This is a genomic window from Oceanihabitans sp. 2_MG-2023, assembly GCF_030547245.1.
Taxonomy (GTDB): Bacteria; Bacteroidota; Bacteroidia; order Flavobacteriales; family Flavobacteriaceae; genus Oceanihabitans.
The window spans coordinates 806,093-823,018 of the sequence record NZ_JAUOQT010000001.1; the positions used below are offsets into that span (position 1 = coordinate 806,093).

General features: G+C 31.4%; 17 protein-coding genes. 6 read left to right on the plus strand and 11 right to left on the minus strand.

Annotated features, from left to right (window positions below; genetic code table 11):
• Nucleotides 1–5 precede the first annotated feature (5 nt).
• From Q4512_RS03500 to Q4512_RS03510, 3 genes are all read left to right on the plus strand, one after another.
• A complete protein-coding gene (locus Q4512_RS03500; RefSeq protein WP_303421644.1) occupies nt 6–554 on the plus strand; it encodes a CopD family protein in 549 nt (182 codons plus the stop codon).
• 101 nt (nt 555–655) lie between these two features.
• A complete protein-coding gene (locus Q4512_RS03505) occupies nt 656–2,107 on the plus strand; it encodes an ATP-binding protein (protein WP_303421646.1) in 1,452 nt (483 codons plus the stop codon).
• 106 nt (nt 2,108–2,213) lie between these two features.
• The gene (locus Q4512_RS03510; protein WP_303421648.1) at nt 2,214–2,996 is read left to right on the plus strand and encodes an enoyl-CoA hydratase/isomerase family protein; all 783 of its coding nucleotides are present in this window, start codon (nt 2,214–2,216) and stop codon (nt 2,994–2,996) included.
• 78 nt (nt 2,997–3,074) lie between these two features.
• Here Q4512_RS03510 and Q4512_RS03515 read toward each other — a convergent pair whose 3' ends face one another.
• Complete coding sequence (locus tag Q4512_RS03515) at nt 3,075–3,674, minus strand: hypothetical protein (RefSeq protein ID WP_303421650.1); 600 nt, start codon at nt 3,672–3,674, stop codon at nt 3,075–3,077.
• Nucleotides 3,675–3,948: 274 nt separating this feature from the next.
• Nucleotides 3,949–4,545, minus strand: coding sequence for a hypothetical protein (locus Q4512_RS03520; RefSeq protein WP_303421652.1), 597 nt, complete (start codon nt 4,543–4,545; stop codon nt 3,949–3,951).
• 349 nt (nt 4,546–4,894) lie between these two features.
• Here Q4512_RS03520 and Q4512_RS03525 point away from each other — a divergent pair, with 349 nt between their 5' ends.
• Nucleotides 4,895–5,767 (plus strand): AraC family transcriptional regulator, encoded by an 873-nt coding sequence (locus tag Q4512_RS03525; RefSeq protein ID WP_303421832.1) that lies wholly within the window; start codon nt 4,895–4,897, stop codon nt 5,765–5,767.
• 7 nt (nt 5,768–5,774) lie between these two features.
• Nucleotides 5,775–5,948, plus strand: coding sequence for a hypothetical protein (locus Q4512_RS03530; protein ID WP_303421654.1), 174 nt, complete (start codon nt 5,775–5,777; stop codon nt 5,946–5,948).
• A 3-nt stretch (nt 5,949–5,951) separates the two neighbouring features.
• Here the strand turns inward: Q4512_RS03530 and Q4512_RS03535 are convergent, their stop codons facing one another.
• From Q4512_RS03535 to Q4512_RS03550, 4 genes are all read right to left on the minus strand, one after another.
• On the minus strand, nt 5,952–6,611 hold the full coding sequence (locus tag Q4512_RS03535; RefSeq protein WP_303421656.1) for an HD domain-containing protein: 660 nt from the start codon (nt 6,609–6,611) through the stop codon (nt 5,952–5,954).
• A 6-nt stretch (nt 6,612–6,617) separates the two neighbouring features.
• A complete protein-coding gene (locus tag Q4512_RS03540; protein WP_303421658.1) occupies nt 6,618–7,604 on the minus strand; it encodes an acyl-ACP desaturase in 987 nt (328 codons plus the stop codon).
• Between the two features lie 5 nt (nt 7,605–7,609).
• On the minus strand, nt 7,610–8,347 hold the full coding sequence (locus Q4512_RS03545; protein WP_303421660.1) for a 1-acyl-sn-glycerol-3-phosphate acyltransferase: 738 nt from the start codon (nt 8,345–8,347) through the stop codon (nt 7,610–7,612).
• Between the two features lie 113 nt (nt 8,348–8,460).
• Nucleotides 8,461–8,871, minus strand: coding sequence for a BrxA/BrxB family bacilliredoxin (locus Q4512_RS03550; RefSeq protein WP_303421662.1), 411 nt, complete (start codon nt 8,869–8,871; stop codon nt 8,461–8,463).
• A gap of 252 nt (nt 8,872–9,123) precedes the next feature.
• On the opposite strand from Q4512_RS03550, the gene Q4512_RS03555 reads away from it, so the two are divergent.
• On the plus strand, nt 9,124–9,915 hold the full coding sequence (locus Q4512_RS03555) for a TerB family tellurite resistance protein (RefSeq protein WP_303421664.1): 792 nt from the start codon (nt 9,124–9,126) through the stop codon (nt 9,913–9,915).
• 232 nt (nt 9,916–10,147) lie between these two features.
• On the opposite strand, the gene Q4512_RS03560 is transcribed toward Q4512_RS03555, so the two are convergent.
• From Q4512_RS03560 to Q4512_RS03580, 5 genes are all read right to left on the minus strand, one after another.
• On the minus strand, nt 10,148–11,308 hold the full coding sequence (locus tag Q4512_RS03560; protein WP_303421666.1) for a metal ABC transporter permease: 1,161 nt from the start codon (nt 11,306–11,308) through the stop codon (nt 10,148–10,150).
• Nucleotides 11,301–12,428, minus strand: coding sequence for a metal ABC transporter permease (locus Q4512_RS03565; protein ID WP_303421668.1), 1,128 nt, complete (start codon nt 12,426–12,428; stop codon nt 11,301–11,303). The genes Q4512_RS03560 and Q4512_RS03565 overlap by 8 nt, the downstream gene beginning before the upstream one ends.
• Before the next feature lie 211 nt (nt 12,429–12,639).
• Nucleotides 12,640–13,413, minus strand: coding sequence for a metal ABC transporter ATP-binding protein (locus Q4512_RS03570; RefSeq protein WP_303421670.1), 774 nt, complete (start codon nt 13,411–13,413; stop codon nt 12,640–12,642).
• A gap of 265 nt (nt 13,414–13,678) precedes the next feature.
• A complete protein-coding gene (locus Q4512_RS03575; RefSeq protein ID WP_303421672.1) occupies nt 13,679–14,590 on the minus strand; it encodes a metal ABC transporter solute-binding protein, Zn/Mn family in 912 nt (303 codons plus the stop codon).
• 40 nt (nt 14,591–14,630) lie between these two features.
• Nucleotides 14,631–16,886 (minus strand): TonB-dependent receptor, encoded by a 2,256-nt coding sequence (locus tag Q4512_RS03580; RefSeq protein ID WP_303421674.1) that lies wholly within the window; start codon nt 16,884–16,886, stop codon nt 14,631–14,633.
• Nucleotides 16,887–16,926: the final 40 nt, after the last annotated feature.

Consider the following 16,926-nt stretch of genomic DNA (forward strand, 5'->3'; position numbering starts at 1 on the left):
TAGCTATGGATTATTATAACTACATAAAAGCGTTACATCTTATCTTTGTTATTACTTGGTTTGCTGGTTTATTTTATATTCCTAGACTTTTTGTGTATCAAATTGAAGCTTTTCATAAACCTTCACCCGACAAAGAGATCCTTGGTAAACAACTTAAATTAATGGCCAAACGTTTATGGAATATTATTACTTGGCCTTCTGCAATTTTAGCAACTGTTTTCGCAATTTGGTTACTTGTTTTACAACCTTTTTGGTTGCAACAACCTTGGATGCATGTTAAATTAACCTTTGTTGTTTTGTTAATAATCTATCATTTAAAAACACATCAGTTTTACAAACAATTGCAAAAGGGAGTGGTTAAAAAAACTTCTAATTTTATGCGTTTATGGAACGAAGGCGCAACCTTTATTCTGTTTGCTGTTGTATTTTTGGTTATACTTAAAAGCGCTTTTAATTGGATTTTTGGAGTTGTAGGAATTCTTGTTTTAGGTGTTTTGTTAATGTTAGGTTTTAAACTTTATAAAAACATTCGAAATAGAAATCCGGAAGCTTAATTTAATATTGAATTTTACATGCAATGTATTTGGTGTGATTATTGTTATATTTAGACAATTACAACACTAATTTAAGATCCCTAGTTTATACAGGCATTTCTATGAGATTAAAAAAACTGTCTTTACGAGTTCGAATTTTTATTGCCATGATTTTTTTGGTGTTTTTTGCATCGATATTAATTACAGCAGTAGCTATTTATCAAAATAAAGAAGAAACAATAGACTACCATACGCAAAGGTTAGAGCGTAAAGAGTCTAATATAAAAAGACATATCAATTTTGTAATTCAAGAAACATCTTTTGAGGTTAAAACCGAAAAAATTCCATTTATTTTTAAAGATGAAATTTACAAAATTGCTTCTACACATGATTTGCCTATAAATCTCTATGATTTAGATGGTCAGCTATTAAAATCTTCTATTGCAGCTTTAACGCAAGATTCTTTACAAACCTGTTTAAATGCCGAAGTTTTAAATGCTTTGGCAAATACCGTAGAGCATAGATATGTTTTAAAACGAAAAGTTGGAGGAGAAACGTATCAATCTTCTTTTACATATATAAAAGATCAAAAATCGAAACCAATTGCTATTTTAAATTTACCATTATTAGAGAATGATGATTTTTTAGCAAAAGAGTTAAATGAATTTCTAGAACGTATTGGTTTTGCTTATTTGTTTATGTTATTAATGGCAGTAGGATTGGCTTATGTTTTATCTAAATATATTACTAAATCTTTGAATACCATAAGTGACAAAATTAATACAACAAGACTAGAAAAACGCAATCAAAAAATTGAAATAGACTCTGCAACAGTGGAAATTGCAGCGCTTGTTAAATCGTATAATAGTATGATTGATGAGTTAGAAGAAAGTGCTGTACAGTTAGCTACAAGTGAGCGAGAGCAGGCTTGGCGAGAAATGGCAAAACAGGTAGCTCATGAAATAAAAAACCCGTTAACTCCCATGCGATTAACTGTACAGAGTTTTCAACGTAAGTTTGATCCTTTAGATGAAAATATTTATCAAAAATTAGACGAGTATAGTAAAACGTTAATTCAACAAATAGACACAATGAGTTCTATTGCATCTGCATTTTCGAACTTTGCAAAAATGCCAGCACAGAAAAATGAAATGCTTAATGTTGTAGAAATAGTAGACCTTTCTTTAGATATTTTTACGGAAGAATTTATAGCGTTTTCATCGAATAAGGAAGAAATTATTGCTAAGTTTGATAGAACACAATTAATTCGAGTAGTTACTAATTTAATTAAAAATGGTATTCAAGCAATTCCTGAAGATAGAACTCCAGAAATTGTAGTGAAAGTGCTTGAGGAAAATGAGGAGGTAAAAATAACAGTTTCAGATAATGGAATAGGCATTACAGAGGAAAATAAAATAAAAATATTTGAACCAAAATTCACCACCAAATCTAGCGGAATGGGACTAGGACTTGCAATGGTTAAAAATATTATGGAAACTTATAACGGAAGCATTACCTTTACATCTCAATTAGGTATGGGTACAACTTTTACAGTTACTTTTCCTAAAAAATAAATTTATAATCAAAACAAATGGACGGGTTGCACTTGTTGACGCGTTCTTTGCGAAAAATATAATAATAGACAACTCCCTTTCTTTAGGGAATATAAATAGCACTTTTATGGCATATAATAACATACTTTCTACAACAGAAAAAGGGATTACAACAATTACCATTAATCGACCAAGCAAATTAAATGCACTTAATAAAGAAACTATTCAAGAATTACACGAAGGGTTTAAAGATGCAGATAAAGACAAAAACACAAAGGTTATTATTGTAACTGGTAGTGGAGAAAAAGCCTTTGTTGCAGGAGCAGATATTAGTGAGTTTGCGAATTTTAGCGTGGAGAACGGAGGGAAGCTTGCTGCAAAAGGACAAGCGTTATTGTTTGATTTTGTTGAAAATTTAAAAACACCAGTAATTGCTGCTATTAATGGTTTTGCTCTTGGTGGTGGTTTAGAATTGGCAATGGCTTGTCATTTTAGAGTAGCAAGTGATACAGCTAAAATGGGATTGCCAGAGGTATCTCTTGGTGTAATTCCTGGTTATGGAGGAACACAACGTTTACCACAATTAGTTGGTAAAGGTCGTGCTATGGAAATGATAATGACAGCAGGAATGATTGATGCAGAAACAGCTAAAAATTACGGTTTAGTAAACCATGTTACAACATTAGAAGCGTTACTGCCTTTAGCAGAAAAAATTGCGGGTAAAATTATGCGTAACTCTACCGTTGCAATTGGTAAAGCTATAAAAGCAATTAATGCCAATTATAAAGAAGGAAAAGATGGTTATAAATTAGAAATAAAACAATTTGGAAAATGCTTTGGAACCGAAGATTTTAAAGAAGGTACAACAGCCTTTTTAGAAAAACGTAAAGCAGATTTTCCAGGGAAATAATTTTTTAAAAGAACAAATTAGGTATTAAAAAAGCGAGCAGTTATGCTCGCTTTTTTAATTAAATAAGAATAGAAAATTTTATAATAATTCTATATTATTAATATAGGTTCTTCCTTCCGTTTTTATTACTATTTCATATTTTCCTTTATGTTCTGGATTTAAGCTTAAAATCCTACCAATATTGGTTGTGTTTTCAATAGTTTCTTCGTAGATTAAATAAAATTCATTCCCTTCTGTATCTTCGTAGTGTACATTAATTTCTAATGGTTTTTGATCTAAGGATAATTTAGAGACATATACTTTATTCGCATTGTTTCTAATTACCGGTTTAAAGATTGTTTTGGTTTTATCTTTTTCAAATACCACTATGGTATTAGAAACCTGAAAAGGAATTACTTCGATTTCTAATGCTTTGTTCAATTCAAAAATGTAATCGCCATTTGGTAATGCTGTTAAATCAAATCCTTTTATGTATTTACCAGAATTCTGAATTAATTCATTGTATAGAATAATCCCGTGTGTATTCTTAATTAAGAGCTCGTCTCCTTCTTTAACATCATTTAATGTTAACATGGTTCTTTTTGCATCATTTAAATTACTTAAAGGTGCATTTGCATTTGCTAGTAAAGTCGTACATAGTACTACTAATACTAAAGTGTTTTTCATTAATTTTTTCATAATCTAATAGGTTTAATGATTATATAGACAAAGCTATATCTAAAGGGGGATTTACAAAACATCTATATTTACTATTATATATAGTATTTTAACTTAAAATATTGATTACTAATTAGTTGTGATAAAATATAACATATTAAAGTTAATTTAGTATAGACTGTTTTTTTTTGTCATTTTTAAGTTGTTGAAAAGAATTTCGAATAACATTGGTAAACAAAAAAGCGAGCAGTTGTTGCTCGCTTTTAATAAACTGAAGAGTATTATATAAATCTAACTAAAACTGTATATAATCGACAAAAGTTCTTCCTTCGGTTTTTGTAACTATTCTATATCTTCCTTTTTTGTTTTCGTCTAAATTTAAAACTCTAGCAATATTACTTGAATCTTCAATCTTTTCAGAATAAATTAAATGGAAGTCATTGTTTTCTATATCTTCATAAAAAACCTCAACATTTAAAGGTTGTTGGTTTAAAGATAATTTAGAGATATACACTTTATTTTCTTTATTTCTTATAGAAGGTATAAAGATTGTTGATTCTTCTCCATTATTAAATGCAATCATATTATTAGAAACATGAAAAGGAATAATTTTAATTTCAGAATCTTTTACTAATTCAAAAAAGTATTCACCATTTGGTAATGCTGTTAAGTCAAACCCTTTTGTGTAGTCCCCAGAATTTTCAATTAATTCTTTGTAAATAACGATATCTAATGTATTCTTAATTAAAAGTTCGTTTCCTTCTTTAACATTATTTAATGTTAAAGTTGTTCTTCTTGCATCGTTTAAAGGATTTAAAGGAGCATTTGCGTTAGCTAGTAATGTAGTAAACAATACTGCAATTACTAAAGTGTTTTTTATGAATTTTTTCATGATATTTTATTTTATAATTTATGTTGTTTTCTTTTACAACTTTTTAAATTGGTTCTTGATTTAAAGACTTGTTTGCGTTTACTAGTACACTTAACATTTGAGCTCCTAGATTTTTAATGTTTTTTATGAATTTTTTCATAACTATTTGGGTTTAATTATTCTGAGGACAAAGTTATAGACATAGAAGAGTTTAAAAAGCATCTATTTTTACAACTATATATACTATTTTACCCTAGTTAATAGTATCGAAAACGTTATATGTTAATATAGTATATATTAGTGGTAAATTACCATACTCTAAGACTATTAAAAGTTGTAATTTTGCTGTATTATATAATAACTGATTTTTATTGTGCAATTAAAACCTACATTTAAAAAGATTACACCAGATTTTGGTAGCTCCATAACTGCTATACAAAAAACGAAAAAGCGAAAACGAAGTGAAGCTTTTTGGCACTTTCACCCTGAATTAGAATTAGTTTATGTAAATAAAGGAAAAGGGAGAAGGCATATAGGTAATCATCTTTCATACTTTAATAACAGTCAATTGATATTAATAGGATCTAATTTGCCTCATAACGGGTTTACAGATCGTTTGACTTCTAAAGGTAAAGAAACGATGTTGCAATTTCATCCAGAGTTTTTAGGGGATCTTTTTAATAAACTGCCAGAGATGAAAAACATCACGCAGTTAATAGAACGTTCTAAAAAAGGAATTTTATTTAAAAGAGAAATAAAAGAAATCGTTGGCCCAAAAATAGAAAAACTGCCTAAATATGAAGGTATTAAACGCGTAACTAAGCTTTTAGAAATATTAGAATTATTAGCGTTGAGTTCCGATTATGTGTTGTTAAATGAAAACGGTTATATGTTTGAAACACAACCACAAGACAGTAATAAAATAGATAAGATTTTTAAATATGTTAATAAAAATTATCAAGAACATATTAGTTTAGATGAAATTGCTGCATACGTAAACTTAACTGTTCCTGCATTTTGTAGATATTTTAAAAAAGTAACAGGTAAAACCTTTACACAGTTTGTTAACGAGTGTCGTATATTTTATGCAACAAAACTATTAACAGAAAGTCAAAGTAGTATTACTGATATTTGTTTTGAATGTGGTTTTAATAATTTTTCACACTTTAATAAAGTGTTTAATGAAGTTATTGGTAAAAGTGCATCCAAATATAGAAATGAAATGCGTTTAATTATTCAATAAGAAGCTTATGGACGATAAAATCGATAAAACACTAGAATACTATAGTATTAAAAAAAGAGAAATTCTTGATTTTGTTAATTCACAAAACAATCTAACCACAGAGCAGATAATAGAAAGCGGAGAGGGTTTAGAAGCTTTAGAATATAAAATTACAGCATTAGAAATTGCAAAAGAAAATTAGAGTTTACTTTTTTCCATTCCATTCTGCGTAAAATTGTTTTAAAAAGCCTTCCATATATTGATGTCTTTCGAGGGCAATTTGTTTCCCTGTTTGTGTATTCATCTTGTCTTTTAACAACAAAAGCTTTTCGTAAAAATGATTAATGGTTGGCGCGGTCGATTTTTTATATGCCGCTGTGCTCATATTTAGATTCGGTTTAATATCAGGATTGTAAAGTGCCCTATCTTTAAAACCACCATAATTAAAACAACGCGCAATACCAATAGCTCCAATAGCATCTAGTCTGTCTGCATCTTGTACCACTTCTAATTCTTTTGAGGTAAAGGTGGTATTACCATCTAAAGATTTATTAAAAGACATGTTAGCAATAATGGCTACGACATGTTCTATAATATCTAAAGGTATATTTTCTTCACATAAAAATTCTCGAGCTAATTTTGGGCCAACAGTATCATCACCATTATAAAACTTACTATCTGCAATATCGTGTAATAAAGCTGCTAATGAAACCACCAAAACATCTACTTCTTCTTTTTTAGCAATTAGTAAGCTATTATTATATACGCGTTCAATATGAAACCAATCATGGCCACCTTCGGCATTTTTGAGCGTTTCTTTCACAAAACGCTTAGTAGTTTCAATAATAGAATTTGTAGTTTGCATTTACGATTATAATTTTGCTGGTTCTACCCATTTAAATTCAAAAGAGTTTTCCGGAATTTTCATACGTTCTGCAATTCGTATCATTCTAGAGGGTAGCTTCATTAGGTAATCTCTAGCTTTCTCTGCTTCATCGGTTAGGTTTGAAATTTTATCGATTTCCCAACGCTTAGTAAGTTTTTCTAAAATATCAACATAATCTGTAGCGGTGTATACTCCAATACGTTGTGCGGTATTAGAAAATTCTTCAAAAGCAGAACTTATTTTATTTCCAGATTCTCTTAAAAAGTGAGCAGGCATGGTGATTTTTTGCTTCATCATATATTGAAAAGCAAGCATCATTTCACTAGGATCTACAGCAAAAATTCGTTCTACAAATTCACAATATGCATGATGGTGTCGCATTTCGTCTCCTGAAATTATTTTACACATTTTAGCAAGTTGTTTGTTTCCTTTTTGTTTTGCAATTTTTGCAACTCTATTGTGTGAAATATATGTAGCTAGTTCTTGAAAACTGGTATATAAAAAGTTTTTATAAGGATCTCTATCTGTGCCAATATCAAAACCATCGGCAATAAGATGTTGTGTCGTTTTTTCAATTTCTTTCATGTTTACACGTCCAGAAAGGTAGAGGTATTTGTTAAGCACATCTCCATGTCTGTTTTCTTCAGCAGTCCAATGTCTAACCCATTTAGACCAACCATTTCTTCCTACTTGATCGACGCCTTCTACATCCATTAACCAAGATTCGTAAGTTGGTAGGGCTTCTTCGGTTATCATGTCGCCAACTAAAACGACCCAAAAATCATAAGGTAATTCTTTCGATAATTCTCTAATTTCTTTTACTTCTTCCAAAAAATTATCTCCTTCACTATTTGGTAAAAAATCGGTTGGTTGCCAAATGGTATCTACAGGAATTAAATATTTCTGAATTAAGGATTCTATGTCTTTTTCTAAAAACGACATTACTTCTAATCTTACATTTTTTATGGACATAATTTCTAAATTTTAATACTGTTTTTTATTGTTGTTTCAATATGCTCCAGTAATAATTCTTGTGTTTCAAAATCACTTTTAGTAACCGGTTTGTGTGCTGTAAAAGTTAAATGATTACCTATTCCTAAAGGAAACTTTCCGTAACGTAGATTTTTCCATGAATTATTAATAGTTACTGGTATAATTACTGCACTTGGAATATATTTTATTAAGGTTTCAAGACCTTTAGTGTGAAAAGGTTTTGGTTTGCCATCACGACTTCTTGTTCCTTCCGGAAAAATAACTGCAGCACGTTTATTGGTTTCAATATAATCTGCGAATTTTCGAATAGCTACAATAGATTGTCTGGCATTTTTTCTATCTATTAAAACAGATCCTCCATGGCGTAAGTTATAGGACACACTAGCAATCCCTTTTCCTAATTCTTTTTTGCTAACAAATTTTACATGATGTTTTCTAAAATACCACATGATTGGAGGTATATCTGACATGCTTTGGTGGTTTGCCACAATAATTATTGGCTGCGAAGTATCTATATTATATTTGTTATAAAACGAATGTCTAGAACCTAAAAGATTTACGCAACGCATTAGGCAAAACTGTAAAGCATCTACACTATTTTTATGCGCTTTGTAGCCAAAAACATTAAAACAAAACCATTGTATTGGGTGAAATACCAGCAATGCTATCGCAAAAAACAAGTAATAGATACAAGATAAAGGATATGCTAAAATTTTCCTCATTATAATTGTTAAAATTAATGATTCAAAAATAAAAAAACCACGTCTATAAAACGTGGTTTAATACTGTTAGTTTGTGTGTAAACTAAACTTTAACATATAGTGTTAAAAATTTACTAGCAGTGCTCATTATAAGCATCTGTAAGATTTTCAGCAATCATTTCGGCAGGTCTACCTTCAATATGGTGACGCTCTAGCATATGCACTAATTCTCCATTTTTAAATAAAGCCATACATGGCGAACTAGGAGGAAAAGGAATCATATATTCACGTGCTTTATTTACTGCTTCTTTATCTACGCCAGCAAAAACCGTTACAATATGATCTGGTTTTTTTGCGTTTTGTAAACTAGTTTTTGCTCCTGGTCTTGCGTTAGCTGCTGCACAACCACAAACCGAATTCACAACCACTAAAGTTGTTCCTTCTTTTGCAATAGCTGCATCCACATCTGCAATGGTGTGTAATTCTTCAAAACCTACGTTTGTTAAATCTTCACGCATTGGTTTTACTAATTCTGCTGGGTACATATTTTGTAATTTTAATTTTATTAATTTATCTCCTACAAATATAATCAAAAACCATGCAATTTAATGAGATAGCTATTTTATAAGACACAATGGCGTACTAAAATGACGTAATTGAAATAATTATGTGATAATAGTAACTCTTGATGTTATATAAATTTTGAGTTGGCGTTCCTTTTTACAAAAGGGTTTCTGTAACAAAAGCATTCACATTGTAACTAACAAATAGTATATTTGATTTTTAAAAAATAAAACATGAGTTTCGGAAAATGGATTGGAGCATCTTTAGGATGGTCGTTTGGTGGGCCAATTGGTGCCATTATAGGTTTAGCACTTGGTAGTTTTGTAGACACGTTGTCTTCAGGAAATGGAAATCCGCTTTTAGGAGATCGTCCAACACAACAAAGAAGAAGATCGCAAAACGGAAGACCAAACTATAGAACCCAACAACAACGTAGAGCGCAAACTACTTCTGGTGATTTCGAGGTAAGCTTACTCATTCTTGCTTCTGTTGTAATAAAAGCAGATGGTGTACAAGACCAAAGAGAACTAGATTTTGTACGTAGCCAATTTGTAAGCATGTACGGTAAAGATCGAGCGAACAAAGCATTTAAGCTATTTAAAGGTGTAAACAATCAAACGGTTCCATTGCGTCAAGTTTGTACGCAAATTAAGCAAATGATGGATCATGCTTCACGTTTACAATTGATGCATTTTCTTTTCGGAATTGCTAAAGCAGACGAAATGGTTACCGAAGACGAAGAACGTCAAATATTTACCATTGCTGGTTATTTAGGTATAAGCTCCAGAGATTATAATAGTATTAAAGCGATGTTTTATAACAGTAGTGAAAATGCATATAAAATTTTAGAGATAACAAAATCTGCCACCAATGATGAAATTAAAAAAGCGTACCGTACTATGGCTAAAAAATATCATCCAGATAAAGTCGCCCATTTAGGAGAGGAGCATAAAAAAGGAGCAGAAGACAAATTTAAACAAGTTCAAAAAGCATACGAGCAATTACAAAAAGAACGTGGCTTTTAATTCTACTTTTTATTATTAAATCGTTTTTCCATTTGCTTAAAATAGCGTTTTTCTTTCCACTTTCGAATGATAAAGACTACTAAGACAATTAGTCCTAGAATCATTATTCCGTCTTTTCCTGTAAGGTATTCTAGTATTTTCATGATTGTTATTTAGATATGCAAAAGTCGGAAAATATATATAAAACTTTCAGGGTATAACATCTTTTTAAACTTTAGTTAATTGATTTTTATTACCCTCTAAACAAAAAGAAATCTTCTTTCATATCTTCAATTTGTGCATCTTCATTGGTGATGATATAATCGATAGCTTTAGAGGTGAAAGTGTCTCCTTTTTCAGTTAAAGAAACAATGTTTTTATTAAAAACAATCATATTGTTTTTAAGGGCTAAATCTAAAACGGTTTTAGCTCTCACTTTTTGCCAATTAATATGTTCTTGCAAATGGTTTACATGGCGTTCCCGTTCTTCGGTATGGTTTTTTAAATGCAATAAAAAAGTAAGTAAAGATACTTCGGTACGTTGTTGTTTTTCTCTATACATAACAGCAATAATTCCTTTGCTGGGAGCAAATAAAAAGACTATTAGAAAGATAAAGCCTAACATAGTGGTTATAGAACCAGCAATAGATGCATCTAACCAGTGTGCAAACCAATATCCTGAAATAGCACTTAGCACACCAAAACCAATAGCAAGACCAAGCATTTTCTTTAAATCTGTAGTCAACAAATATGCCGTTGCAGCAGGAGCAATCATTAAGGCAACCACTAAAATGGCGCCAACAGCATCAAAAGCACCAACTGTTGTTACCGATGCTACTGACATTAAGCCATAATGAATAATTGCTGGTGAAAACCCTAAAGAAGCAGCCAAACCTTTATCGAAAGTGCTTAATTTTAGTTCTTTAAAAAAAGCGAGTAGTAAGCCAATAGTTGTTATTAAAATAGAGCCAATAATCCAAAGGGATTTCGGACCAACATCTGTTCCGCCAATAAATAACCGATCGAAAGGAGCAAAGGCTAATTCGCCAAGTAAAACAGCATCGACATCTAAATGCACGTCATTCGCGTTTTTTGCAATTAAAATAACACCAATACTAAACAGCGCAGGAAAAACTAAGCCAATGGCCGTGTCTTCTTTTACCAAACCTGTTTTCTGAATATATTCTACTAAAACCACAGTAATAATTCCGGTAAACGCAGCTAGTAATATTAGTAACGGAGAGTTTAGATCTTGTGTTATAAAGAACCCAATTACAATTCCTGGTAAGATGGAATGACTAATAGCATCACTAATCATAGCCATTTTTCTTAATACAAGAAAGGTTCCCGGAATCGCGCAAGCAATAGCTACTAAGCTTGCAATAAGTTGTATTTCTATTTGCGCACTATTCATCTTCTGTAGATTGTTTGGTGTATAAATTGGCTGCAGTTTCAAAACCTAAATCGGTTAAACTCCACATCGAACCATCAATAGTTGCATAATTTTTCTCTACTAGTTTCTGAAGCGTTTTCTTTGTAAAACCTTGAAAGTTATTTAATAATTTAATGGCATGCGGATGCGAAATATTTTCATGTGTTTCTGCTATATGATACATAAACGCTAAAGTTTTATGTAACTCTAAATCCCGTCTATTTTTAATAAAACGAATTTGTTTAAAAAGCAATCCTCTGCTTGGTGAAAAGATAAAAGAAAATACTACAAAAACAGCAGCAACTAATACAATTACTGGTCCTGTAGAAAGATTGTTTTGGCTGGCGCTAATTGCTGTACCAAAGACACCAGAAAATGCACCAAAAATGGCAGCAAGAAAAACCATTGTACTAAGACTATTGGTCCATTGTCTTGCAGCAGCAGCAGGAGCAAGTAGCATAGCACTCATTAAAACAACACCAACGGTTTGCAAGCCTAATACAATTGCTAAAACAATAAAACTAGTAATTAAAACATCTATAAATCTGGTGTTAAACCCTAAGGTTTTGGTGTAATCTGCATCAAACAATAGTATTTTAAATTCTTTCCAAAATAGTAAGAGTACTAATAGGCAAACTCCTGTAACAATAGCCATTAACCAAACATCACTTTCTACAAGTGTTGCTGCTTGTCCGAATAAATACTTATCTAAACCAGCTTGGTTTGCATTTGGTTGTTTTTGTATGAAAGTAAGTAGTAACATACCAAAACCAAAAAAGAGTGATAAAATTAAACCTAAAGCAGTATCACTTTTTAAATGTGTTTTTGTGATTATTCCTCGAATCCAGAAGGTGCCAATAAGACCACTAACCAAAGCACCAATTAATAATGTATTTGTGTCTTTTGCTCCAGTTATTAAAAAAGCAATTGCAATTCCAGGTAAAGCAGCATGCGAAATGGCATCACCAAGAAGACTTTGTTTTCTTAGTACAGCAAAACTACCAAGCATGCCTGTAACTGCTCCTAAAATTGCAGTTCCAAGTGTGATGGTTCTTAGCGTGTAGTCTGTAAAAACTAGTTTTATGTATTCTGTTATGTCCATAATACCCGTTAAAGCAGAAATCTCTTCCTTGATTCGTGAATTGTTTTTGTTTTGTTATTCTGCGTAAAGACGCATAATCTATTTTATGGTCATCCTGAATCCAGTTCAGGATGACCATTCATTTATATTTTTTATTGCTAAACTTCTAAAGAAATTTGTGGCAATCTGTTCTTTTTTTACTTTTTAAGATTCCTGCCTTCGCAGGAGTTTATTACTCTTGAATACTTACTTTATAATTAATTCCATAGGTCTTGGTTAAATTATCATCGTTAAAAATATCTTTAACAGGACCTGTAGCAATTTTCTTCACATTTAAAAAAGTAACCCAATCAAAATATTCTGGAACGGTTTGTAAATCGTGATGTACTACAATAACTGTTTTACCAGCTTTTCGTAATTCTTTTAAAATATTAATAATAGCAATTTCTGTGGTGGCATCTACTCCTTGAAAAGGTTCATCCATAAAATAAATGGATGCGTTTTGTACTAAAGCTCTGGCTAAAAATATTCGTTGTTGTTGCCCTCCAGAAAGCTGACTAATTTGTCTACTTTTAAAGGCAAGCATTCCAACTTTTTCTAAAGCTTCTAAAGCTGCTTTTTTTTCTTTTTGCTTAGGTCTTTTAATCCAGCCTAAACTTCCGTAAGTTCCCATCATAACAACGTCTAAGGCTGTCGTTGGGAAGTCCCAATCTACACTTCCTTTTTGTGGCACGTAGGCAACTAATTTACGTTGTTTGTCATATGGTTTACCATAAATTGAAACGCTTCCTGCAATTGGTTTTAAGATGCCTAAAATAGATTTTATAAGTGTAGATTTTCCAGCGCCATTTGGACCAACAATTGCCATAAGAACACCTTCTGGAATTTCTAAATCAATATCCCAAAGTACAGGTTTGTAGTTGTATGCAACGGTTAAATCGTCAACTTTTACTGCTAATACTCCTGAATAGGTAGGAGTCTCTTTATTTTGTGATTGTTCTTTCATAATTTTATTTCTGTTCATTTTGCCTTGATGCAAAACGAACCAAAAGATCACGATCAAAATCAGGAAATTGCTAAAGCAACATTCACTATCAGAACTTCGTGCTTGAAGCTTTGCTTCGCATCTTTGTTCTTTCGCTCATTATTTCTGAATTTTGATGTTTTCCGACTGTGTCGGAATTTCAAGTTCCATTTATATTTTTGTTTTAAGTATTATAATTTGTTTTCAACCAAGTACGCACTGCAAATTGCTACTCAATACTGCCTACTTACTTTAAAGCATTTACAATAGTATTTACATTATATTCAAACATGCCAATGTAAGTTCCTTCTGCGGTTCCATCATTTCCTAAGGCATCCGAATACAGTGTTCCGCCAATAACAACTTCATGATTTTTAGAGTTTACAGCTGCTTGTAGCGCTTCAATAGTACGTTTAGGTACAGAGCTTTCTACAAAAACAGCCTTCACTTTTTTATTTATTATAAATGTAGCTAATTTTTGTACATCTTGAACACCAGCTTCTGTTGCAGTAGATAACCCTTGCAAACCAACCACTTCAAAATCATAATTTTTCCCGAAATAATTAAATGCATCATGCGCTGTTACTAGAATTCTTTTTTCTTTTGGAAGCGTTTTAATTGTTGCTTTAATCTTCGTTTCTAGCGTTTCTAATTTTGCTAGATATTGCTTTTCATTTTCTTTGTAATTTAAGCTGTTTGCAGGATCTTTTTCCGATAACACTTGAGTTACTTTTTTAGTGAATTGTTTAAAGTATTCAATATTAAACCAAACGTGTGGGTCGTAATTAGAAGCAAAATAATCGGAACCAATCAAGGTGCTTTTATCAATAACTTCCGCTAAAGCGATAGGGGTTTTGGTTTTACTTCCCATTTTTTCAAAAACTTCTACTAGTTTTCCTTCTAAATGTAAACCATTATAAAAAATAATATCTGCGTTTACTAGTTTTGTAACATCACCTTCACTGGCTTTATATAAATGTGGGTCTACTCCAGAACCCATTAAACCTTGCGTGTTTACATATTCACCGCCAACATTTTTAACCAGATCTGTTATCATGGTCGTGGTGGTTACTATGTTGAGTTTTCCGTTTTCTTTAGTCTCTTTTTTACAAGCGGTTAAACTAAAAGTAATGGCTAAGAAGAACATTATTTTTTTCATATATCTAAATATTTATTGCGAAAGTACTAAAAATGAGCGATTAATTTAATTTATATCTTACACCAAAAAACAATCGAATACCTTGGTTTGGACCATAAACATACGATGGGTCAAAGGTTAGTGCATATGGATTGTCTGTGGTTGCAATGACATCTCCATTAGTGTTAAATGCTACATTTTCGTCAAAAGGATCGTTTGCTCTTGCTATTACAAACGGATTTCCTTTGTTGGGTGTCCAGTTTAAAAGATTTTTAACACCTCCATATATTTCTAAATTATCTATTCCATCATGAGTAAGCTGAATGTTTTGTATGCTCCATGTTGGAGAGTATTCTTGTCTTGGGTCTAAATCTCCTAGTAATGGTAATCGCATTGGCCCATAAATGTTACCTGTATAATCTAAAGTAAGATTCGTTGGGTAGTTTTTATAACTAAAAGACCATACGCCAGAATATTTTTCTGTGAGTATTTGATCTATTCGCTCACCATTTTTCGTTTGTGAAACCTCTTGATACGTAGCGCCAATAGACGCTTTTATTCCATTTTTTATAACAGCATCTATATTGATACTAAGTCCTTTAGATGTAGAATAACCATCTAGATTGTCATATATAATCTGATTTGGATTGGTATCATAATCTGGAATGATAGCATTTGTAAAATAGGTATACCAAGCAGAAGTGTCTAAAGTAAAATACATCCCGTTTTTTAAGTATAATTTTTTAAGATAATTAAGTGTAACATTATAGGATTCTTCCGGATTTAGTTCCTCTTTAATAATCACCTCTCTTGCTCCAGTAAGTGCTGCATGTTCTTCGGTAAATAGATTAACAACTCTAAAGCCTGTTCCAGCATTTAACCGAATGATATCACTATCTGTTGGTTTGTATTTGTAAGCGATTCTTGGTGTGAAAATAGTACCATGTCTAGTATCATAATCAAAACGCAGACCTAATAACAAACTTTGTTTTTTGTTAAAAGCTATTTCATCTTGAACAAATAAAGATGGAATAGTCACTTTGTCTGCATTTGGAGTTGCTGTGGTATTATCATTATAATAATTGTAGCGAAATGCTGCGCCAAAAAGCAGATCGTTTTTACTTATTTTTTTATCCCAAATAAATTGGCCAAACCCAATACTTTGTTGCGCTAAATAAGGCGTGTCTCCATACACTGAGTTTTGATCGTGATCGGAATAGGAGAATTGAAAATTCACTTTTTCTTTAAAGGGTAATTCATAGTTACCTAAAATTTCAAATCGAGAGGTATAAATACTTTCACCATAAACTTCATTACCTCCTCTATCTGCTTTAGTCCATTGTAGCTCTCCTCCCCAACGATCTTCATAAAAGTAACGGCCAGCAAGAGCTAGTTTTTTGTTATTTGCTCTTTTAAAATCCCATTTTTGGAAAATAGAAATACGATCTTGTAATGTTAGATCGGTAAAATTATCTTTGTTATTATCCACAGGATTGTCGTATTTAAAATAATTAGTACCAAATAAAACCGTTGCTTTTTCACCTACATTTGCTTTAAAACCAGCGTCTATATTTACTTCACCCCAACCTGTAACAAATCCATCTGCAAAGAATCTTGGCGCATTTTCAGGTAATTTGGTGATAACATTAATTAAACCGCCTACAGCTTCGCTTCCATATAGTGAGGAAGCCGGTCCTTTAACCACTTCTATTTGTTCTATTAATGAATTTGGAATTCCAGACAAACCATAAACGGTAGACAGGCCACTTACAATTGGCATACCATCAATTAAAACTAGAGTGTAAGGTCCTTCTAAGCCATTAATATGAATATCCCCAGTATTACAAACATTACAATTTAATTGTGGTCTAACTCCATTTACATTTTGTAGTGCTTCAAAAATATTTGGTGTTGGATTTTTTTTCAAAAATGTTGGGGAATATACTTCTACAGGAACAGGACTCTCTAATCTAGAAACTGCTTTTAATGTGCCTGTTATTATGATTTCTTCTAAATCGTCATTTTCATTTAAATGGAAGTTTATATAAACAGTTTTGTCTGAAATATGAATCGTTTTCTTTTGTGTTTTATACCCAGTAAATGAAGCTATTATTGTATAGTTTCCTTTCTCTAAATTTTTAATTAAAAAATGACCATTTTCATCGGTTGTGCTTCCTTTTGTGGTGTTTTCAATATAAATATTAGCAAATGGAAGTGGTTCTCCGTTTGATATAACTTTTCCTTCCACATTATAAATGCTTTGTGCAACTATAGTAGAACCGTAAAATAGTATAACTATGAAATAAATTAGTTTCATGTAGAATTATTTTTAATTAAATATAAAATAAAATTTAGAC

What these genes read in the sequence shown, in the direction of transcription:
- Q4512_RS03500 (WP_303421644.1), top strand. Translation starts at nt 6, where the DNA reads ATGGATTATTATAACTACATAAAAGCGTTACATCTTATCTTTGTTATT.
- Q4512_RS03505 (WP_303421646.1), top strand. Translation starts at nt 656, where the DNA reads ATGAGATTAAAAAAACTGTCTTTACGAGTTCGAATTTTTATTGCCATG.
- Q4512_RS03510 (WP_303421648.1), top strand. Translation starts at nt 2,214, where the DNA reads ATGGCATATAATAACATACTTTCTACAACAGAAAAAGGGATTACAACA.
- Q4512_RS03515 (WP_303421650.1), bottom strand. Translation starts at nt 3,674, where the DNA reads ATGAAAAAATTAATGAAAAACACTTTAGTATTAGTAGTACTATGTACG.
- Q4512_RS03520 (WP_303421652.1), bottom strand. Translation starts at nt 4,545, where the DNA reads ATGAAAAAATTCATAAAAAACACTTTAGTAATTGCAGTATTGTTTACT.
- Q4512_RS03530 (WP_303421654.1), top strand. Translation starts at nt 5,775, where the DNA reads ATGGACGATAAAATCGATAAAACACTAGAATACTATAGTATTAAAAAA.
- Q4512_RS03535 (WP_303421656.1), bottom strand. Translation starts at nt 6,611, where the DNA reads ATGCAAACTACAAATTCTATTATTGAAACTACTAAGCGTTTTGTGAAA.
- Q4512_RS03540 (WP_303421658.1), bottom strand. Translation starts at nt 7,604, where the DNA reads ATGTCCATAAAAAATGTAAGATTAGAAGTAATGTCGTTTTTAGAAAAA.
- Q4512_RS03545 (WP_303421660.1), bottom strand. Translation starts at nt 8,347, where the DNA reads ATGAGGAAAATTTTAGCATATCCTTTATCTTGTATCTATTACTTGTTT.
- Q4512_RS03550 (WP_303421662.1), bottom strand. Translation starts at nt 8,871, where the DNA reads ATGTACCCAGCAGAATTAGTAAAACCAATGCGTGAAGATTTAACAAAC.
- Q4512_RS03555 (WP_303421664.1), top strand. Translation starts at nt 9,124, where the DNA reads ATGAGTTTCGGAAAATGGATTGGAGCATCTTTAGGATGGTCGTTTGGT.
- Q4512_RS03560 (WP_303421666.1), bottom strand. Translation starts at nt 11,308, where the DNA reads ATGAATAGTGCGCAAATAGAAATACAACTTATTGCAAGCTTAGTAGCT.
- Q4512_RS03565 (WP_303421668.1), bottom strand. Translation starts at nt 12,428, where the DNA reads ATGGACATAACAGAATACATAAAACTAGTTTTTACAGACTACACGCTA.
- Q4512_RS03570 (WP_303421670.1), bottom strand. Translation starts at nt 13,413, where the DNA reads ATGAAAGAACAATCACAAAATAAAGAGACTCCTACCTATTCAGGAGTA.
- Q4512_RS03575 (WP_303421672.1), bottom strand. Translation starts at nt 14,590, where the DNA reads ATGAAAAAAATAATGTTCTTCTTAGCCATTACTTTTAGTTTAACCGCT.
- Q4512_RS03580 (WP_303421674.1), bottom strand. Translation starts at nt 16,886, where the DNA reads ATGAAACTAATTTATTTCATAGTTATACTATTTTACGGTTCTACTATA.